The 20,791-nt window shown below is 51.0% G+C and carries 18 protein-coding genes; 6 read left to right on the forward strand and 12 right to left on the reverse strand.

Translation table 11 applies throughout. The features are described 5' to 3' along the window. Positions 1-8: 8 nt before the first annotated feature. The 7 genes from NST07_RS05810 to NST07_RS05840 form a co-directional block, all read right to left on the reverse strand. Positions 9-242: a hypothetical protein gene (locus NST07_RS05810; protein ID WP_342481199.1), complete on the reverse strand. Its 234-nt coding sequence runs from the start codon at positions 240-242 to the stop codon at positions 9-11. A gap of 13 nt (positions 243-255) precedes the next feature. Then, complete coding sequence (locus NST07_RS05815; protein ID WP_342481200.1) at positions 256-1,542, reverse strand: Ger(x)C family spore germination protein; 1,287 nt, start codon at positions 1,540-1,542, stop codon at positions 256-258. Next, positions 1,539-2,642: an endospore germination permease gene (locus NST07_RS05820; protein ID WP_342481201.1), complete on the reverse strand. Its 1,104-nt coding sequence runs from the start codon at positions 2,640-2,642 to the stop codon at positions 1,539-1,541. Before NST07_RS05820 ends, NST07_RS05815 begins: the two co-directional genes overlap by 4 nt. Beyond that, entirely contained in the window at positions 2,639-4,258 is a 1,620-nt protein-coding gene (locus tag NST07_RS05825; protein WP_342481202.1) for a spore germination protein, read from the reverse strand. The genes NST07_RS05820 and NST07_RS05825 overlap by 4 nt, the downstream gene beginning before the upstream one ends. Positions 4,259-4,465: 207 nt before the next feature. Further along, positions 4,466-5,467 carry a sensor histidine kinase gene (locus tag NST07_RS05830; protein WP_341090220.1) on the reverse strand — a complete coding sequence of 334 codons (1,002 nt, stop codon included), beginning with the start codon at positions 5,465-5,467 and terminating at the stop codon, positions 4,466-4,468. Then, on the reverse strand, positions 5,464-6,162 hold the full coding sequence (locus NST07_RS05835; protein WP_038586809.1) for a response regulator transcription factor: 699 nt from the start codon (positions 6,160-6,162) through the stop codon (positions 5,464-5,466). Before NST07_RS05835 ends, NST07_RS05830 begins: the two co-directional genes overlap by 4 nt. Positions 6,163-6,302: 140 nt before the next feature. Next, complete coding sequence (locus NST07_RS05840) at positions 6,303-7,451, reverse strand: phosphodiester glycosidase family protein (protein WP_341377492.1); 1,149 nt, start codon at positions 7,449-7,451, stop codon at positions 6,303-6,305. A 362-nt stretch (positions 7,452-7,813) separates the two neighbouring features. Between NST07_RS05840 and NST07_RS05845 the strand changes: the two genes are divergently transcribed. Together NST07_RS05845 and NST07_RS05850 are read left to right on the forward strand one after the other, a co-directional pair. Further along, on the forward strand, positions 7,814-8,392 hold the full coding sequence (locus tag NST07_RS05845; protein WP_341090226.1) for a histidine phosphatase family protein: 579 nt from the start codon (positions 7,814-7,816) through the stop codon (positions 8,390-8,392). A gap of 116 nt (positions 8,393-8,508) precedes the next feature. After that, a complete protein-coding gene (locus NST07_RS05850) occupies positions 8,509-9,363 on the forward strand; it encodes a GGDEF domain-containing protein (protein ID WP_341090227.1) in 855 nt (284 codons plus the stop codon). Here NST07_RS05850 and NST07_RS05855 read toward each other — a convergent pair. Then, positions 9,360-10,592: an SLC45 family MFS transporter gene (locus tag NST07_RS05855; RefSeq protein WP_341090230.1), complete on the reverse strand. Its 1,233-nt coding sequence runs from the start codon at positions 10,590-10,592 to the stop codon at positions 9,360-9,362. The two genes, NST07_RS05850 and NST07_RS05855, sit on opposite strands and share 4 nt — an antisense overlap. A gap of 4 nt (positions 10,593-10,596) precedes the next feature. Beyond that, complete coding sequence (locus NST07_RS05860; protein ID WP_341090232.1) at positions 10,597-11,334, reverse strand: glycerophosphodiester phosphodiesterase; 738 nt, start codon at positions 11,332-11,334, stop codon at positions 10,597-10,599. A gap of 198 nt (positions 11,335-11,532) precedes the next feature. Between NST07_RS05860 and NST07_RS05865 the strand changes: the two genes are divergently transcribed. Beyond that, entirely contained in the window at positions 11,533-12,057 is a 525-nt protein-coding gene (locus NST07_RS05865) for an NUDIX domain-containing protein (RefSeq protein WP_341377494.1), read from the forward strand. Between the two features lie 148 nt (positions 12,058-12,205). Here the strand turns inward: NST07_RS05865 and NST07_RS05870 are convergent, their stop codons facing one another. The 3 genes from NST07_RS05870 to NST07_RS05880 form a co-directional block, all read right to left on the reverse strand. Continuing rightward, positions 12,206-13,849 carry an extracellular solute-binding protein gene (locus NST07_RS05870; RefSeq protein ID WP_341090238.1) on the reverse strand — a complete coding sequence of 548 codons (1,644 nt, stop codon included), beginning with the start codon at positions 13,847-13,849 and terminating at the stop codon, positions 12,206-12,208. A gap of 76 nt (positions 13,850-13,925) precedes the next feature. Further along, entirely contained in the window at positions 13,926-14,819 is an 894-nt protein-coding gene (locus NST07_RS05875; protein ID WP_341090240.1) for a carbohydrate ABC transporter permease, read from the reverse strand. A gap of 44 nt (positions 14,820-14,863) precedes the next feature. Beyond that, positions 14,864-15,727: an ABC transporter permease subunit gene (locus NST07_RS05880; RefSeq protein WP_341380327.1), complete on the reverse strand. Its 864-nt coding sequence runs from the start codon at positions 15,725-15,727 to the stop codon at positions 14,864-14,866. A 313-nt stretch (positions 15,728-16,040) separates the two neighbouring features. Here NST07_RS05880 and NST07_RS05885 point away from each other — a divergent pair, with 313 nt between their 5' ends. The 3 genes from NST07_RS05885 to NST07_RS05895 all read left to right on the forward strand — a co-directional run bounded on the left by NST07_RS05885 (position 16,041) and on the right by NST07_RS05895 (position 20,648). Next, entirely contained in the window at positions 16,041-17,621 is a 1,581-nt protein-coding gene (locus tag NST07_RS05885; protein ID WP_341377496.1) for a response regulator, read from the forward strand. A gap of 20 nt (positions 17,622-17,641) precedes the next feature. Then, positions 17,642-19,414 carry a histidine kinase gene (locus NST07_RS05890; RefSeq protein ID WP_342481203.1) on the forward strand — a complete coding sequence of 591 codons (1,773 nt, stop codon included), beginning with the start codon at positions 17,642-17,644 and terminating at the stop codon, positions 19,412-19,414. Between the two features lie 106 nt (positions 19,415-19,520). Further along, positions 19,521-20,648, forward strand: coding sequence for a family 10 glycosylhydrolase (locus tag NST07_RS05895; RefSeq protein WP_341090247.1), 1,128 nt, complete (start codon positions 19,521-19,523; stop codon positions 20,646-20,648). Positions 20,649-20,791 lie beyond the last annotated feature (143 nt).

Below are 20,791 nucleotides of genomic sequence, written 5' to 3' on the forward strand. Positions count from 1 at the left end.
GTCCGAAATCAGCCTCCTAACCACTTGATAATGAATCTGCCGGCGGGTTGAAAGTAAGTAATATATAAGGTAGCCATATTGAAATGCGGCGTTTCTGTAATCCCGCAAATGTTCTCATAAGCACACCAGACCAGAATGCAGCCAAACCACAGCCGGTGCAGCTTCCTTCCTTCTCCGCGCAGCCGGGTGCAGCCCCAGACGAAAGCTAAGGCATAAAGCAGAAGAGTGATCGCTATTTTCATAGAGCAGGCCCCTTTACTTCTGCTGGACGGATTTAAAGGATTTGTTGCTGAGTCCGCTCCGTTCAATTTGGATCGAAACATGCGGTTTGATCTCAATATTCTGGAATATGCGGTCCCAGCTTTTGTCCTTCTCAATCTGCTTCCAGCGCTTACGGTCACTGCGGTGAATCCTCACGGCAAAGCCCGTGACGTCCGCTCCCAGCCGCTTGACCTCACTCCATGAGTTGCCCACGAGTTCCAGGATATGCTGTTCAATGGCTCGCTCCATCCCCGTAATGGAAGCCCGGTCATTCAAATCCATTACGCTTCCAAGCTCCGTCAATACGCCGCTTCCTTTGATATTCACATCCATGATGTAGTGATCTTTATCCCAGATGGGATGAACGGAAGTGGTCGAATTCTGGAGGATGAACGAGGCGTCCGGTTTGTCGCTGATTTCGGGCCGGGAGGCGAAGGCGATGGTGGCAGTATCAATTTTGTTCGTCAGAAACGACAAGCCGAAGGCTTGCTTCTGCGTTAGCCATCCTACCAGTTTTTCGCCTTTTAAGACACCGAGCCTTCCCAGCTCGAGCCGTGAAGGCAGGTCGGTCCGACCGGTCTCGCTGGTTTCATCCATGATCTGGTCACCAGTGAGGCGGATTTCCGGCAGCACGGCACTTCCGGATTCGGAGGACAGGGCCATGGCCAGTTCAAACAGCCGGATGCCGGGATAAAAGGAGAGCAGCTTCGATTCCTGCTCAATCATGAGCTGGATACCGGCTCCCTGATTTTTGGTCAGCTGCATCAGCTGGTCCAGAATATCTCCGGCATCGTCTTTGGATAGAAATACATATACAGTTTCCCGGGCGTCCTGCTTGCGGAGGAACATGTCGATTAGTTGACTGATGCCGTGTTTGGCCAGAGATTCTCCAATTACGGTTATGCGAGAATGGGAAAAAAACATTTCGCGCGTACTGGTCAGATTGGTTTTTTCGATCGCTTCCATAATCGTTCGGCCTTTTACTGTGAAGGTGACGAACGGCGGTGAGCTGGTGCTCCCGCCCCCGCTGCCTCCCATGCTGCTGGCGCCGGAAGATGGGTTGATGATCTGATATGTGGCTTTCCACTCGTTATTCTTCCAGTCATATGCCGAACCGGAGGTAATGCCCAGCTCACTCAGTTCCCGGTTATCCCAGCACCCCGTCAGCAAAGTCGACAGGAGGGGGAGGCACAGTCCCAGGCGGAGCGTTTTTTTTGCGGCATAAACCAGAGGTCTCGCGGGATTTGCAGAATAGGGTTCGGTGTTTTGCTGCTGCATCATGTTTCCCACCCCTTTCGTTTGGATCTCGGTTTCCGGAGCCGGTGCAGCAGGATCGCAGCTAGCGGAACAAGTACATTGAACAGGAAGAAGACCGGGAAACGCCCTTCCTTGTTGTAGAGATTCAATTGGTCTGCACTCTGCCAGGTAAAGAGACATTCTAAAGCGATTATCAGACCCAGAGCCCCGATGAAAGGCCGGCTGCTGTTTACACGAAAGGTCTGTTTGAAGCATTCGACAGTCGCAAACAGAAAGATCGAGAATTTCAGATAGATGGACAGCACCCAATAGGAGATGAATAGAATATCCAGCTTTTCGATAAATCTGCCGATATGAACGACCCCGGCGGTGGAAAAACCCGGATATGTGCTGAGCTTGATGAATTCGGACCCGAACACCATCAGTGTCATTACGAGCGAAAACATCATCAGCACAGCAACGAAGAGAAGTCCTGCCCAGCCGGCGATGCGCGCTTTTTGAGGATTCTGCAAATAAGGAGCCAGAAACAGCAGCACCGCGACTTCGGACATCCAGGTAGCCGGTGTTATACCGGCCAGTGTCAAGGAGGCCAGAGAGTGATCAAATACCGGCAGCAGCTGGTGCACATCCATGTCCCGGTACAGCCCGAACAGATAGAGCGGCACGAAGAAAAAGTACAGAAGCAGCACGAGGCTGTTCACTCTGGCGATGGACTCAAGGCCCTGCCTGACCATATAAATCGTAATTAACAGAATCAGGATGGTCATTACGGTGACCGGGGTGTCGATGAGTACATTGTCTTTGATGAAATTGACGAATTCGCGCAAAATGGTAGCCGATGTGTCCAGATAGAACTGAAGCATCAATAGGCCCAGAATCGTAGCAGCAACAGGAGAACTCTTCTCGCCAATCCAGGTCAGAAAAGGTGCGCCCTTGCTGTAGCGGATGACTGTCCCGACAATCGTGGCGAACACGAGCCCGGCCAGAGTCGATAACAAAATAGCCAGCGGAGCGTCCTGCTCCGCGTAGTTGCCAATGATGACAGGAAGCACGACGGTGGCTGTCGGCAAGATAGTGTTGACGATCAGCATGGCTGTCTGGGTGGTGCCGATTTTACCGTTCAACTGGGATCCTCCCCCTGCGGCTGCCTGGTTTGCTGATTGTTCTGCGCCTCTTCTTGGGGCTGCGGCTTTTGATCCGGGCCTTGTCTGCGCGTTTCTTTGCCCAGATTGGTCTTTGGCCGCATGGTCATGCTCCAGAGCGGAACGCGGATAAAGATATCCTTCAAATATCGCGGAGTCATTGGAGCTACCGGGGACAGGTACGGTACACCAAAGGAACGCAGTCCGGCCAAATGAATCAGCAGCACCATCAAAAAGGACATGATGCCGAACAGGCCAAGGGTAGCGGCGATCAGCATCATGACAAACCGGATCAGGCGGATCGAATTGGCGATAGCCAGGGACGGGATGACAAAGTTAGAGATGGCGGTGAACGACACCACGATAACCATGGCTGCGGAGACGAGTCCGGCTTGAACGGCGGCCTGTCCCAGCACGAGTGCCCCAACGATAGAAATCGCCGGCCCGATGGTGCGCGGCATACGGACCCCGGCCTCGCGCAGCACATCGAAAGTCAGCTCCATCAGCAGCGCTTCTGCCAGTGCCGGTAACGGTACACCTTCACGCTGGGCGGCCAGGCTGATCAGCAGGGTTGTCGGCAGCATTTCCTGGTGAAAGGTAGTCACGGCGATATACAAGGCCGGCAGCAGCATGGATACAAAAAAAGCAGCATACCGGATCAGCCGCAGGAAAGAAGAAATATCATAACGCTGATAATAATCTTCGCTCGACTGAAAAAAATTGAAGAAAGTGGAGGGGGCAAGCAGTGCAAAGGGAGTCCCGTCAATAATAATTCCGACCTGGCCCTCCAGAATGCCTCCGGCAAGCGCATCCGGACGTTCCGTGTTCTGGATGGTCGGAAAGGGAGTCAGTCCGCCATCCTGAATAAATTCCTCGATGTAATTGCTCTCCAGAATGCTGTCGGTTTCAATGGCGTTTAAGCGCCGGCGGATTTCCGCCAGTACCTGTTCGCTGGCGATACCCTCCAGGTAGATGAGCGCCACACCGGTCTGAGTGCGCTGCCCGATCTTATACTCTTCTATTCTAAGATCGGAGGTTTTGAGTCTGCGCCGCAGCATAGAGGTGCCTGTCCGCAGGCTCTCTGTGAAGCCTTCCTTGGGTCCGCGGATGACACCTTGGGAGGTTGGTTCGTTGATGCTTCTTTTCTCCCAGCCGGAGGTATCGGCAGCCAGCGCCACCTGAAGTCCTTCAAACAGAATGAGGGTATAGCCTTCGAAGAGCATGGGGAGCAGACTTTCCAGCGTTTTGCCTTCCTTGACGCCCCCGACCGGCAGCATCTGATCTTTAATCAGGCTGAAGGCGTCCTTGGCGGTAATACCGCCGCTCTTGGGAGCAACCATCTCCATCAGCGGCTGCAGTACCGTCTGGTTGACGGCATCTGCGTTAACGAGTCCGTCGATATATATAAAAGCAAGAGAGAGGGAGCTTAAAGATTCATTAGTGAATCTGCGGAAAACAACATCGGAGCTTTGACCGATCCGCTTAGTAATTTCCTGCAAGGTAATATCTAATGAGGGGTGAAGAGGCAGCGTTGCAGGAACGGAAGCCTTGGCGGGATCTGTTCCTTTCTTGCGGCGTTGCTGCAGATGGGTTGGCATCGATACTCCTCCTCGTTGCTGGATTCTGGATGATTTTCTGTATTATCCCCTGGGAGCGGATTCCTTATTCTGACTGCATTATGAGATTAGCAGACATGAAGAAGAGAGCACTCTACCGGCCATTTGGTCATGGCGGGCGGAATGCTCCCGGTTGTGAAGCTTGTGGCAGCTCCAGCCAGTCTTAGGAAGCTGAGCGGATGCTGTAGTTCAGCCGCGAGGAGGATCAACTGCTCCTCCGAAAGTAATGCGAACTGTGGTCCCCTCGCCGGGCCGGGATTGCAGCTCTACCGTATGCCCGAGCCTTGCGCAGATCTCACGGACCAGATAGAGGCCCATCCCGGTGGATTCATGATACTGGCGGCCGCGTTCTCCGGTGAAATAAGGATTGAACACCCGTTTCAGGTCTTCGGGAGAGATGCCAATGCCCTGATCCTTAATCAGTAAGATGCTCCCGTTTCCTGTCTGCTCCGCGGAAATGGTTACTGTCTTGCCTGTCCCGGCAGTATAATTTACGGCGTTGACGAGAATCTGGGCCAGCATGAATCTCAGCCATTTGGCGTCGCTGTATACAGATAGTCCATCGTCAATGGTAATGTCTACCCGGACTCCACGCCGGATGAACAGCCTGCGGTTATCGGCGACGGTCTCGCTTACGGCTTTGCGAAGCAATAGAGGCTGAACATGGAAATCATCCTCAAAGCGCTCCAGCCTGGAGGTGTAAATAACCATCTCCAGTCCCTTGCGGAGCCGCTCTACCTCCTCTTGGATGCTGCTGGCAGCATCCTCCTCCAAATCCTGAAGGGTAAGCTGGATGACGGAAAGCGGCGTCTTCATCTGGTGGACCCAGCGGTTGATGAAATCGATATGCTGATCCATCCGCCGGGTATGGGAATGCAGCTGGTCCAGATAATAGCGGTGGTTGTGCTGCATCATTTCCGTCACCGCTTCGGGCAGCGGCGCATCGTCAAGGGGAATAAGCTGTTCCCCCGGGGCTCCGCCGGGTCCGCTCAGGCGGGTGTATAGCTTATAGTGCTGAACATACCGGAAGCCCAGATATAGAATGAGAACTGCAAAGCTGAGGGCCATCCCGTATAAAACAATCGAGAAGGGTCTGTATTCGCCTGTAACCCAGTAGAGCACGGGGATGAGGATCATCTGGAGCAGATAGAAGAGCAGCAGCGGCCGGTGATCCTTAAGAAACAGCCTCATGGTGTTTCTCCGGAGAGGCTGAGCCGGTAGCCGGCACCTCTTATGGTTTCTACGATGTCGTCAAGATCAAGATCCTTGAGCTTCTTACGTACGCGGGTGATATAGACATTAAGTGTATTATCATCGATGAAATGCTGGTCCTCCCACATCAGGTCCAGCAGCCGTTCACGGGAGACGACGCGCCCTTCCTTCAGCAGGAGCGCTTCCAGCAGGACAGCTTCCTTCTGTGTAAGCTCAGCGGACAGGCCGTTGTGCTGGATCACATAACGCTCCGGATACAGCGTCAGTCCTCCGGCTTGAAGCTTGCGTTCTTCCTGGCTGTGGGCGTAAGAGCCGTAAGCTCTACGCAGATGGCTGCGGATTTTGGCCAGCACGACCTCGTATTGGAATGGCTTGATAATGTAATCGTCGCCGCCGTTCTCCAGCGCCATGACCTGATCCATGCCGCTGTCGCGGGCAGATATGAAAAGGATGGGGCAGAGTGAGGATTTGCGAAGCTGGCGGCACCAATAGAACCCGTCATATCTCGGCAGATTGACGTCCAGCAGCACCAGGCTTGGGGCGCTGTCCTCAAAGGTTTCCAGCACTCTATTGAAATCATCTACGATGACGGTATGGAAATCATATTTTGACAAATAACTGCTAAGCAGGTCTGCCAGCTTGGCGTCGTCCTCGACAATCAGAATCGTTTCCATGAATTCACTCCTTTGTCCAGTATTACAGTAACATGCTAAGGGAAATTTATGCAAAACAGGATTCAGACGCAAACAACCTCCCGGGCTGCCGGAAAAAGATCCGGCTGCGGGAGGCTGCTTGTATGTTGCGGAAGGATGGATTAACGGGTTTTGATGACCAGCGCATTGCTGATCAGACGTCCCGGTGTTGTCAAATATTTGCCGTTGTAATACAATCCGCTGGAGGCGCCGCCATCCAGATTCATGGCCTGATAGGCACCGGCCTGCTTCATAATCTGCGCCAGCTGCGAAATGGTAGCCCCGCTGGTGGTCAGAAGAATCAGCTTGTGGTCGCGCGTCAAGCCCAGCGCGCTGCGGGCTCCGCCGCCGGTGCGGATTTTGGGATCCCGGAAGCCTTCGGCGGTCACATCCACCGCTACCTTCCCGTTAACCAGCAGCCGGGGGCCGGCCTGAAGCGCACCTTCGATGGTCCCGCTCTGGAAGCGCGATGCGAATTCAGTGCCAGGAATCAGCTCTGCTAATAGATTGCGGTCATAAGCGAATACGGCCCGCCGTTCTCCAGCGCCGTTCTTGAGCATCTTTCCGCGGCTGATGATATAACCGTAAGGGACTTTGTATGCCCCTTTAGTGTAGGCATCAAAGTAGGTCCCGTTGATCGCAACAAGAGCACCGCTGCGTTTGGCAATGCTGCCAAGTGACTCCGTCTTGCCGACCGTGTTGCCGGCAAGCACTACATCCAGCTTGACCGAGGGATGGAGCAGGGAAGCGGTGACTGTCTGCACTGTAAAGGAGCGGCTGCCGACCTTAAAGGTGCGTTTGCCGCTGACTACCGCCGGGGATTCCGCTTTAAGGAGTGCTCCGCTGTGCACGGGCAAGGTGGCGGAAGTTTCGTCCGCTGTCAGCGTGAGCGACGAAGCCTGCGGATTCCACTTCAGCTGAAGGCCCAGTGTTTGGCTGACCAGGGACAGCGGAACATACGTCGTGCCGCTGCCGCTGAAGACCGGCTCACTCAAGGTTACGGCCTTGCCGTTCACGGAGGCCTTCGCCGAGCCCGGAATCAGGCGGAGGGAAGCTTCGTCCTTTGTAATTTCTATCGTTCCGCCAGGAGTGAGGATCGACCGGATGCCGGCAAAATCATTCAGGAAACGCAGTGGAATGTAAGCATGATTCTCCTTGTCCACATAAACTGCGAGCTTGGACGCAGGCGCCGCAGAGGCGCTTGATGATGCGGGAGGAAGGACGTAAAGCGGGAGAAGCAGGGTAAGAATGAGGGTGACGATTTTTTTCATGATGAACAGTATCTCCTTTTAAGTGGCGGCAGCATAATCTGCCATGCAGGATGAATTTGGAACATGCTCCAGAATGAAGCACCGGGTCTTATTATCGTATAAGGGTAGTCTAACCGTCAATTACTTAGGCTTCAGTGCAGGTAGAATAATGATCAACTGATGATTCTTATATCCGGTGGCGCATGCATCTTCCGGACTGTTCGTTTATAATCTAAATAGATTGAATTTAAGATTTTTCCATTTTGGCGAGGACGTAGCTACAGGGAATATTTGGACTTCCGGCCGCTTTTGCCCTTTTGTGTAGTGATTAAGTTCATTCTATAAGTAAGCTTACTTATTCTTCATAAAGGCGGGTAGCAACAATGACAAGAATCGGCTTGATTCGGCATGGCAGCACAGCTTGGAATAAAGAAGGACGGATACAGGGGTATACGGATAACCCTTTGGACGAGGAGGGACTTCAGCAGGCGGCGGCTATAGCAGAGCGTCTCAGCGGAGAACAGTGGGACTATATCTACTCAAGCGACCTGCTGAGAGCAAGACAGACAGCAGAGGTGATCTCAGCGAAGCTGGGCCTGCAGGTAGCGGGAGTGATTCCGGGAATTAGGGAGATGAACGGCGGACTGCTTGAGGGCACCACGGAGCAAGAGCGGGTGGAACGCTGGGGAACAGGATGGAAGTCGCTGGACCTCGGGCTGGAGAGCAATGAGTCAGGCAAGCAACGGGGGAGCAAGGCGATTGAAGAGATTGCATTGAAGCATCCCGGCCACAACATCCTGATTGTCAGCCACGGCGCGATTCTGCGGAGCAGCCTGACCGGACTGGTTCCCGGACTGGATGTCAGCGTGCTGCTGAAGAATACCTCTGTCACCCGCATCGTTAAAGAGGACAGCGGCTGGGCCTGCGAGCTGTATAACTGTGTGAAGCATATGGAGAGCTAGACCTTATCCAGACGGCCCCTTCCAAAACATTCCATGCAGGATCAGTCCGTGCCTGCCGATAATAAGCTTATAGCCGACTAACCAGATTTATTTTCATGTAAAAGGGAGTGCGCATTATGATGGAAGAAGCCCGTAATTATATATTGGCTCTATTTTCGGTTCTCATCGCAGCGTTGACTGTGTACAGCCTTCTCCGGCTGACCCGGAATTTCACCTATAAAAATCAAAGAGCCCGTGCTGTGCGCACGAGCCTGATAATACTGATCACCAGCGGCGGATTATACGGAATGCACTGGCTGGGCAAGCAGTCACAGTCCGGGTTGAAACAGGCTGAGGGCAGCCTGTTTATCTCCTTGGCACTGTATACACTGACTCTCTTGGCTCTGACGTATCTGTTCTCTAAGCTTCGCCAGATCCTGACCGAAAGAGAGCAATTGAAGGAACTGGCCTACAGGGACACCTTGACAGGCCTCTTGAACAAAAACGGGATGGATCACTTTTGGGACCACTGCAAACCGAACGAGCAGCTTGCGGTGCTGTTCCTTGACCTGGACCGGTTCAAGTCAATCAATGACAAACTTGGCCATCATGTGGGCGATTTGCTGCTCCAGGCCGTCGGCGGCAGTCTGAAACAGTTCACCTCCAAAGGCAAACGGCATATCTTCCGGAACGGCGGGGATGAATTCGTAATTGTCGCCAAGCGCTGCGGCCGTAAGGAAGTGGAGCAGCTGGCTATGCAGATTCTGGAGCAAACGACCCGCATTTATAGTCTGGAGCGGCATGAACTGTTTGTTTCAGTCAGCATTGGCATTACGTTGAGCCATGGCAGGATCGACCCGATGCGGCTGCTGAAGGAAGCCGATTCGGCAATGTACAGCGCCAAGCAGCTCGGAAAGGGCCGATATACCATACACAAGCAGGGAAACACGCTTCAATCAGTCAATTGGGCAGGCAGCTCCAAAGCCAATTAATTCAATTTGCTGCGTCCTTTCATCAGGAACAGGCAGAGCAGGGCTATTGCCATGCTCACCGCTGCCGCATAGAACAGGATGGAGTAGTCGGTAAGATCAATCATCAGCCCAAGCAGCGGTGGGGAGGTGATGGCGGCCAGCGAGGAGACCAGATAATACATCCCGGTGCGTGTGCCGATGCTTTCCTCTGTGCCTGTCGCTACTACATAAGGATATGAATTGATATTAATGCAGGCCCAGAACATCCCGCCAAGGAGCAGCAGAATCCGCAGCACAAGTAAATTCTCCGCAAATCCCACGAGGGAAAAAACTGCCATCAGTCCGCATACTCCGGTGACAATCATCTTTTTCTTCCCGAACCGCCCGCCCAGCCAGCCGCTGGGAATCGCAAATACTACGAAGGCCAGGGAAAAGAACGTCAGCGAGAAGGAGGCTGCCTGTTCACTGAGACCAAGGTGATGTTTGCCGTACAATGTGAACAGTGTCTCTACACCTTGATAAGCAACGAACCAGAAGAAGATGGCTGCTAAGAGCCAGACTGTGGTCCGGTCGAGCTGTTTTTTTAAGGAGATGCGTGTAGGTTTGACCCGTGGAATGTTACCGCTGCGTTGCGAATCTCCGGATAAACCTGTGGCTTCTTCTGTACCCAGTCCGGCTTCTTTGTTCACCCCATCCCGTTCCTCCTTGATGAACTGTGACACGATGAACAGGCAGAGCAGCGTGATGAGACCGGCAACAATGAACGGCAATGCCGGGCTGGCCTTGTAGAGGAATGAGCCGACGCCAAACGCCAGAATCGACCCAATCCCTCCCATGAAGTTAATCAGTCCGTTCGCCTTGGTGCGCTGCTTATCCGGCGTAATATCCGGCATCAGCGCGACGGTCGGCGAACGGTACAGGCTCATGGCCAGGTTCATCAGCATCATAAAGAGCAGTAGCGTGAACAGCCCGGTGTGGAACGGGATCAGCATCGTCAGTACGGCAGCCAGCGGCATTCCGATCAGCAGATAAGGCATTCTGCGCCCATAACGGCTCACCGTACGGTCACTGCGGTTGCCTATCCATGGCTGCAGAAACAGGGCGAAATAGTTATCAATGGTCATCATGAAGCTGATCAAGGCTACACTGTGTACATATTTCTCCAGGAAAAAAGGTACAAACGCATTATACAAACTCCATGTAATGCTGATGCTGAAAAACCCGAAACCCAGCAGCCAGACTTTCTTCACCCCATCACACTCCCTTGGCAGTAAGCAGTCTGTCCAGCACGTCCGGATAATCGCTAATGATTCCTGACACTCCGGCAGCGATTAATTCTTTCATGCGCTCCGGATCATTCACGGTCCAAGGATGATAGGCGATGCCATGCTCCGCCGCCTCGGAGACAAACTCCGGCAGCACAGCGAAATGATAGGCATGCAGCGCATCCGCCTGCAGAGAGGCCGCGTAATCCCACGGGCGGTACAAGCCTTCTCCATATAAAATCCCGGTGCGAATCTCCGGTGCAAGCGATTTGCAGTGAGCCAGGGAGTAATGGTTGAAGCTCGACAATATGACGCGTTCACTCATGTTGAATTCCCGCACGGCGGCAATAACCTTTTCCTCCATCCCCGGGTACATAAAGACCCCGTTCTTAAGTTCAATATTTAGCACCGTATCGCTATCCTTGAGCAGATCCAGAAGATCTTCGAGGGTGGGAAGCAGCTCTCCCTTGAATTCTTCCCCGAACCAGGATCCCGCGTCCAGGGCAAGCAGTTCTTTAAGCGTGTGGTCTTTCACATTCCCGCTGCCGTTTGTCGTGCGGCCCAGCGTTTCGTCATGAATCAGAATCAGTGCGCCATCCTTAGTCATCTGTACATCGGTTTCAATCCCGGTCGCTCCAAGGGTAAGACCTTTGCGGAATGCTGACATCGTATTCTCCGGACACACAGCGGATGCGCCGCGATGCGCAAAGTTAATTAGCGGATTCATTGTTTGCAGTCCCTCCAAGTTGTTTTTTAATAGAGCCCGATGAATCAGGCTACTCTTCTTATTCCACACCGGATAACAAAAACCTGTCCCAAAATCCCCTCAGAACGTGAATTCCTAAAATTTTACCTAGCGATTACATATCCCTGGATCTGTATAATAGAATAGAATTCAGTGTACTTGGAGAGGAAGAGATGTTTCTTGAAGTATTGTATAGAATGCGGAACTGAGCTGATCTTGAAAGAATGCGGCGGGGAGGGGCTGGTCCCTTTTTGCGAGGCATGCGGAATGTTCCGGTTTCCTGTTTTTAGCACGGCTATCAGTACCGCAGTGTTGAACAAAGAAATGGACAAGATTCTGCTAATCAAGCAGTATAACCGGCCGGATTACATCCTGCTCGCAGGTTACGTCAACAAAGGGGAGAATGCGGAAGCCACCCTTATCCGCGAGGTAAAGGAAGAGGTAGGGCTGGATATCGTGGCTTATGAATATATGCGCAGCCTTTATTTTGAGCCGTCCAATACGCTGATGCTGAACTTTATAAGCATGGCTGATTCGGAAGACTTGAGCCGGATGAGTGCCGAAGTGGATCAAGCGATGTGGTTCACATTTGAAGAAGCAGCCCGGGAGATCAAAAAGAATAGTCTGGCAGAGACCTTTCTGCTGGCGATTATTGAGAAGCTGAATGCAGGCAAGGTAGATCTCCTTAAACTCACTGAAGCTTAAACGCGCGGCCTCGGTCCATTCCTTGGGCCAATTGATTCTGACCACAGCCGTATTCATTGATGTATTTCCACTCTCATCCTGACAAAGCAAAGGGTGTCCCGCCATTTACATGGCAGGGAACACCCTTGTTTTTTTATAGCGGGATGGTTTAATTCCCTTTTATCTTCTTAATATTGTCCTGCCATTTCCCGGTTTCAAACTTCAGGAGCTTATCATAACCGGCTTTTTGGGCATCCTGCTCGGCTTTGTCGAGCAGGGCAATCACTTCCTGTTCATCCTTGGCGAACAAGGCTTTAGCCCGCACCTTATCGGCGATATCGGCTACACGCTGCATGATCATGCCCTCTTCTGAATCTGGAAGGGGCTGGATATTGCCGAATTCCGTGGCATCAAAGGAGGTTTTCCAGGCGATTGTGGTTTGGGAGACCGTAGCCCAGTCGCGCTTATCTTCAGGCAGACTCATTTCATTTTCAGCCTTGGCTCCATCAATAAACGCTGTATTTCCTGCCCATTGAAACGTATCCCAGATGGCCATGAGCTTGGAACGCTCCTCGGCTTCATTTTTATATTTTTCTGTATAGACGGGTGCGCCTTTCTCATTGGTGCCCTGCCAGTACATGCCCTCAGGCCCCCAGAAAATAATACGCTCCCCTTCCTCGCCCGTCAGCCAGTCCAGATAGGCAAATATACCTTCTGGATTCTCAGCCTGGGTTGTGATGACACTGACATTCCAGCCAAGAGAATCAAATTCGTTGACCCATACCTTCTTCGGATCTACGCCGGCTTTATGCAAAGGCCAGATCATCGTGTATCCGCCTTCAGGATCTTTGGCGCGCAGCATGCTGTTCGCTTCCGTGCCGATAACGGTGGTATCGAAATCCCCGTAGATCGCTATGCGGCCATTATTCACCTTTTCCTTGACCTGGTCGCGGGTCTGCGTGATGGCATCCTGGGTAATCAGCTTTTCCCGGAACAATTTATTGGCGAACACCATAGTTTCGCGGTAGACCGGATCACTGAAGAGGGATTTCAGCTCATTCCCCTGGGGGACCACACGCAGAGAGACCTGCCCGACATTCCGGTCTTCCGCCATCCCGGCGTAGAGAAAGTCTATCCCTTGACCCAGCATCCCGACCTCGAATGGAATAATGTCAGGATATTTCTCTTTCACCAGCTTCAGATAGGCATACAGGTCATCAAAGGTTTCCAGCTTCGGCGATCCGAGTTCCTTGTAGATTTTATTATTTACAGCGTAGCCACCGTTGCCCATCGGATTTTTCGTGTACCAATTCGGAAATTGGTACAGTTTGCCGTCTTCGGAGCGGAGCATATTGATTGTTTTTTCTCCCGCCCATTTTTTCAGATTAGGATATTTATCAAGATAGGGGTCCAGCGCAACGAGCTTGCCTGCTTTTCTCAGCTTTTCTACTTCGGCTCCGCGGTCTCCCCAGATGACATCCGGGTACTCGCCGGAAGCGATCATTGTATTGAATTTCTGCAGAGCCGCACCGCCGGACTGGATCGACTGGACCGTTACTTTCTTGTTCTCCTGAATCCATTTAGTCGCCGGATCCTGGCCCCAAGGATTCATCGTATACCAGTCATAATTGCCGAAAAAGGAAAAGGTGAGCGGAGTTTCTCCGAAAACAAAAGGTTTAGATGAATCAGTCCCGGCAGTGTTGTTGCTTGGTTTTGCCCCGTCTTCACCGGTGTTTCCACCGCATGCGGCAAGCATGATACTTATACCCAGCATACATACCGGCAGCAGGAATGATTTTTTTGTAATGGACATCTTCATACCCCCATGGGATTGTTTTTTATCAAGAATAAGCCGTGAGCCATGATTGCTACACCGATCTTATCCAAGTTCATTCTTTAATGGAACCGATCATGACGCCCTTGGTAAAATATTTCTGCAAAAATGGATAAACGAGCAAAATCGGTACCGTTGCTACCAGCATGGTGGACATGGTGAGCGATTTGGTTGTGACGCTTTGGAGCCGGGCCATGTGGCCTTGAGCGGCTGCATTGGTCTGCATCATCTGTTCAGACATAATGTTGGAGCTAAGGATTTGCTGAAGCAGCGTTTGAATCGGGAGCAGATGCCCGGAAGTGATGTAAATGCTGGCCGTAAACCAGTCATTCCAGTGCCATACTGCAGCAAATAGAGAGAGTGTGGCGATCACCGGACCCGAAATCGGGATGACAATTTTGAAAAAGATACCGAAGTGGCCGCAGCCGTCGATTTTCGCCGATTCCTCCAATCCTTCCGGAAGTTCGAGAAAAAACGTGCGGAAAATGATCATGTTCCAGACGCTGATTATATTCGGAACAATCATGACCCAGAAATTATTCATCAGGCCCAGCTCGCGGTTAATCAGAAAGGAGGGAATCAATCCTCCGCTGAAGTACATCGTGATGATACACAGGATCATATACCCTTTCCGTCCCATGAGCTGTTTCTTGGACATGCCATAGGCAAAGATTGATGTACAGGCAATGGATAGGATTGTGCCAATCACTGTTCTCAGTACGGAAATAAGGAAGCCTGTCATTAGCCGCTTATCCTGAAACACTACAATGTAATTCTCCAGAGTGAATTGTCTGGGCCAAAAGGTGATCCCCCCTCGCGTCGTGTCCAAACCCACGTTGAATGAGATGACGATCGAATTCCAGAACGGATACAACATTACAAAAGCCATGAGAATGAGCATGGAGTAAATGAGACTGAGAAACAAATTGTCAGAAAAGCTGTTTTTCATGCCGTGATCACCTGCATTTCAATGTGTAGTTGCGATGCCGAAGACTACCACAGACTGTGTCCCAGTTTACGGGCTATCCGATTGGCAACTGTGAGCAAAAAGACGCTGATTATCGACTTGAATAAACCGACTGCGGCGGCGTAGGAGAAAAGCGAGTTGCGGATACCAACGCGGTAGACGTAAGTATCAATGACATCGGACACGTCCTGAAGTACAGGGTTTTTGGCCAGGAGCAGGATGTCCTCAAAGCCTGCGCTCAAGATATCGCCAACTGCGAGAATCATGAAGATCGTAACTACGCCGGAAATACCGGGCAGAGTAATGTACCAAATTTTCTTCAAGCGGCTTGCTCCGTCGATGGAGGCTGCTTCGTAAATTTCGGGATTGATGCCGGCAATGGCGGCCAGATATACGATGCCGGAGAAACCGATCTCCTTCCAGATTCCTGTTCCGATCAGGATAGCCCAGAAGTAGCCGGGAATGGACAGGAAATTGACAGGTTCGCTGATTAAATGCAGCTTTTGCAGCAGCATGTTCACGCTTCCGTTGTCGGTTGCCAGCATGGAGGTCACAAATCCGGACACGATGACCCAGGACAGGAAGTGGGGCAGGTAGCTGATGGTCTGGATCATCCGTTTGAAGCGTGAGTGAGTCACTTCGTTCAGGATAAGCGCCAGCAGTATAGGTGCCGGAAATCCGATGAGGAGTCTCAGGGCACTAATCACAATCGTATTGCGCATGACAGTCCAGAATTCGGGTGCCTCGAAGAACATCTGGAAATACTTGAAGCCTACCCATGGGCTGTGCAGAAATCCTTGGAAAATATCGTAATCCTGAAAAGCCATCAGCACCCCGTACATCGGCAGATAAGAAAAGATCACGATAAGAATCATTGCCGGGATGACCATCAGTTGAAGATCCAGCTGCCTGGAGAATCTGAACCAGAAGGATTTGCGGCGGGCTTCCGGTCGTACGCCCGGAGGGACTCCCGGTGGTGAAGACGTGACGATACTTTTTTTCATCTGAACACTTCCTTTGCAAATTTCTCTGCTGAAATTCATAGTATAGGAACCGTTCCGGCAAAAACACTGATAAGAACAACGATTTGTAGACTTCTGCAATGAGGATGAAGGTTTTGCAACACGGTAAAAATGAAATGTTATATGATGTGATCAATAGAAAGTGTTGGCTTTGATCACACGGCCGGATTGGAGGTCAAACATGTATAACGTATTGCTGTCAGATGATGAAGTGCTGGATTTAAGAGGGATGCAGCACTTTATACCCTGGAAGGATCTGCAGATGAATGTAGCAGCGGTGGTGAGCAGCGGCTTCGCTGCGCTGGATTATATACAGAATCATCATGTTGATATTCTGATCACCGATATCCGGATGCCGATTATGTCCGGTCTGGAGCTGTCCCGTGAAGCATTGCAGCTGCTCCCACAGCTGAAAATCATATTTGTAAGCGGTTACGAAGACTTCCACTATGCCAAGCAGGCGATGGAGCTGAATGTGCAGAGTTATGTCCTGAAGCCTGTAGAGGATGAAGAAATGATCGAGGTGCTGCAGAAGGTGAAGGCCCAGCTGGATCATGAGGCCCAGCAGTCGAGACTGGAATCGGATTACTATAAGACCTTGCCTGTACTTAAGAATAACAGGCTGCTTGGCCTGCTGGATGGCCAGCAGGACGGAGCAGAAACCATGGATGACCTAGTCCTTGCGCAGTGCGGGATTAGCCCATCTGCTCCGCAGCGGGTCGCCGTGATTGAGATTGATGATGTGGCCTGGAAGCTGAATGCATACAGCGAGCTGGAAGCGAGGCAGATCGTCAATCAGCTGTATCAAACGGTATTGGATTATTGCACAGAGTGCCGGATCTGGTCGCTGTGCAGGCTTTCCAGCCGTGAATGTGCGCTTGTACTGCAGATGGAGGAACTGGCGGAATGTGAAGCGCTGCTCAGCGGTTTAATTGAACTTATTGGGGTCCGGTTTCCGGTCACCATCACAATAGGCCTGAGCAGCACAGCAGCTTCCACCGCTTCAATTCACACCTCTTATCAGCAGGCGAAGCAGGCGCTTGATTATAAAATGCTTGCGGGCAAAAGCCGTCTGATCCAATTTTCCGAGCTGGAGTCAGGCAGCGTGGAGGATGTGCAGAGTCTCGAAATGACGCTGGATGCCCTGTTTGCCGCAATGTCGAATTACAGGCTTGTCCAGCTGCACGATGAACTTGAGAATGTATTCGCCTTGGTCCGCCGGATGAAGTCCAAATCTACCGTCTACAACTTTGCCATTCAGATTATCTCCCGGCTGGATGCCTATCTGGCAGGACTGAACGAGAATCTATTCCAGATGCTGGGCATGCGAATGGAGAACCTGGACATTTTGTTCAAATTTGAAACCATGGATGATATCCAATCCTGGCTGCGCCGGAGGGTATTTGAAATCTCTGAAACACTGCATGTAAAGAAGCAAAAGAAAAATAATAAGCTGCTTGAATCGGTCTGCGCCTATGTGGAGAAGCATCTGGACCAGAATATCGCACTCCGGGATGTGAGCAATCTGTTTAGCTTTTCCCCGAATCATCTCGGCGTGTTGTTCAAGCAGGGAACCGGCATTAATTTCAGCGATTACGTGGTGGAGAAGCGGCTGGAGAAAGCCTGCACTTTACTGCAGAATCCCCAATATAAAATTTTCGAGGTGGCCGGAAGGGTTGGCTATAAAAACCTGACTTATTTCAGCAGGCAGTTTAAAGACAAATATGGGATGACACCGGGGGATTACCGTAAGCAGTGCTGAACAAAGGAGAACAGCGGCCTATGAAGCAAAAGAAACGGTTTCTGTCATTCGGCTACAAGCTGATGATTTCTTATATTGTACTGCTGATTGTCCCGGTTGCTTTTGTCGGTGCCTTTGCTTATAACACAGCGGTTGAATCCATCCGAACACAGACAAAGGCCAATATCCGGGGCACGCTTCAGCAGATTCAGGATAATATCCGTTATAAGGTGGAGGATACCAAGCGGCTGACGGACTCACTGTATTATGACCGCAATCTGGCGGATTCCTTAAGACGCTATGATGACGGCTGGTACAGCTTTGAGACGCTGCAGAGCTATTTAATCCCGATGCTGCAAAATACGGTGCATTCCTCTAACCGCAACATTGCACTGTCCCTGTATATTCAGAATGAGACTATACCCGAGGTTTACTATTCTTACGAAGGGATGGACCCGCTGCGGAAGGGGAGGTTCTACCAGCTGTTTCACCAAAAGCGGATTCTGGGCAAGCCATGGTTCAGCGGTTTTCCCCGGGAGCAATACGGGGTGACGATGCAGTGGCGCCAGATCGAAGATGATGAGTCCTACGGGAATATTTCCTTACTCCGAAGATTGATGGATACGTATGAGCCCACTGCCCCGAGTCCATTTGGTTTTGTCCGGATTACCGTCAAGATTGCCGATCTTCTTGAAAGCGTGAAAGATGATAAGTTCCGCAAGGGCAGCACAGTGTATATAGAAAATGAAAATCATGACATTATCCACCTTTCTTCAGGGGATAAAAATGTGAAACCTCAGCAAATTGCACTGCTGGAGAGCAAGGATTATCTGCAAATCAAGGCGCCGGTTGAGGAGCTGAACTGGACGCTTGCGGTCAATATCCCCAATGAAGTTTTGGAGCAGGATATCCAGAAGGTCAAAAGCGTAACCATTCTCGTCTGCCTGATCATGATCGGTTTCTTTTCCGCAGCAGGTATGCTGCTGTCCGGCTATTTTTCCCGGCGTGTCGTCAAAATTGTGTCTGTTCTCCGTTCCTTTCAGGAAGGGGATTTACATAAAAGGCTTAGTTACCGGGGAAATGACGAATTTAATCAGATCTCCCTGGCACTAAATAATATGGGGGAGAATATGAACCGCCTGATTCAGGAAGTTTACCTCTCCAATCTGCACAAGAAGGAAGCAGAGCTGGAAATTCTTCAGGCACAGATCAATCCCCACTTTTTGTATAACTCGTTCTCTTCCATAAACCGTCTGGCACAGTTCGGTGAGATCAGTAAAATCCGTTCGATGGTCAGCGGCCTTGCGAAATTCTACAGGCTGACACTGAATGAGGGCAGGACGATGATTCCGGTCGAGAAGGAGCTGCAGCATGTACAGACCTATATTGACATCCAGAAAATCAAATATGAGGATCATCTCACCTTTAATTTCGATATCGACCAGAAGGCGCTGGGTTTTGATACTGTAAGGCTGATTTTGCAGCCCTTTGTGGAGAATATTCTTGAGCATGCTTTTTACGGGGAGACCATTCATATCCGCATTACGGCGGAGGCTGGCGAGCAAGGGATTGTGTTCAAGGTGATTGACGACGGCATCGGTATGACCAAGGAAACCATCCGGCAGATTTTCTCTCCAAGCGGGATCAAGATGGGGTATGGCATCCGCAATGTCGACCAGAGAATCAAGCTGCAATTTGGCGGTTCATACGGTGTCTTGCTCTACAGCCGGCTTGGAATCGGAACAACTGTTCAAATCACTATCCCTTACTTTCATCATACAGAGCTCACCGATAGCGGCGGGACACAGGGATAAGGCAGAAGCTTTCCGAGCTCTCAGTCTGTCTAGGAAAGGAGGAGGAATAAGGAATTCATAACATCTAATCTGCACCCCATCTAATTATAGAAAGGCGGAGAAAACAATGACTAAAGGTAAAAGAAAACGGACTTTGCTGACGGCCCTGCCCGCGCTGCTGCTGAGCTTTATGCTGAGTGTTCCGGCCCAGACAACCTCTGCCCAAACAGGGCCCTTTGTATCCGAGATCATCGTGCGGACAGGCGCCAATTTCAAAAACCATAATGAGGTTGTCAGCTTCGTGAGCAATGCGGCAAAGAACAATATTTCTGTCATCAATTTGAGTGTGAAGCAGGATGAGGATGAGGAGATTCCGTCCGGTTATGCATTTTATAAGAGCAAGATTGCACCGGTTGCTTCGGGATACGCCAATTTTGACGCAGTCAAGGATGTTATTGCTGAGGCACATAAAAAGAATATTCAGGTGAGGGCATGGATTCCGCAGTTCCACGACCGTGCGGCCTTTGACAAGAACAGCGAGTGGCAGATGCGCGCGCTTGTGGACGGCAAGGTGAAACCTTTTACAGGCTCCAATGGCACTGAATATTTCGTGAATCCGCTCGATCCTGGTGTGCAAGCCTATGAGCGCTCCATCATCAAAGAAGTTGCGGCAAATTATGATGTTGATGGCATTGTCCTGGACTGGCTCCGCTTTGACGATTACAACATGGATATGGGGGATTACACGAGAACACAGTATAAAAATCAATACGGCTATGATCCAATTACTATTAACTTTGCTTCAGATAATGCGAAACGGGAGGAGTGGAATGAGTGGAGAACGACCAAGCTTGGGGAATATGTGCGTGATGTGAAAAGCGATTTGGACGGGATTACGCCAGGGCTCTTTTTCGGGGCTTATATTCTGCCGCCGGAGTTTGTGGAAGTCGGACAGGATGCCGCCAAATTTATGCCATACATGGATTTTGTTTCTCCGATGGCCTATTTCGACGACTGGGAATTTCCGCAAAGCTGGGTTTATGACAGCGAAGGTATACTAAGCCAGACCCGGCAAAAAATCGGCAATGCCGAAATCATCGCCGCGTTGGATACCGATTGGACCGATGTCCAGTATAAAAACGTACAACAGGGAATCCGCTCCAACTTCCCCGACATTTCAAATCTGGCTTTTTTTATTTATGGCAAGTGGACGAATACGGATATGAAGAATATCAATAAGCGCGCAAGCTGGTAGTTATATAAGTTGAACTTTAGCTTTACCCCGCCGGGCATAGAACGCAACTGCGGTGAATGTTTGAACTTCCGGCCGCTGTTGTCGTAAGAATTTCTTGATTTAACCCGCTATTTGCGGTTGAAATCCGTAGAACGGCGAGGATA

The organism is Paenibacillus sp. FSL L8-0340, assembly GCF_038593145.1.
Classification (GTDB): Bacteria; Bacillota; Bacilli; order Paenibacillales; family Paenibacillaceae; genus Paenibacillus_AQ.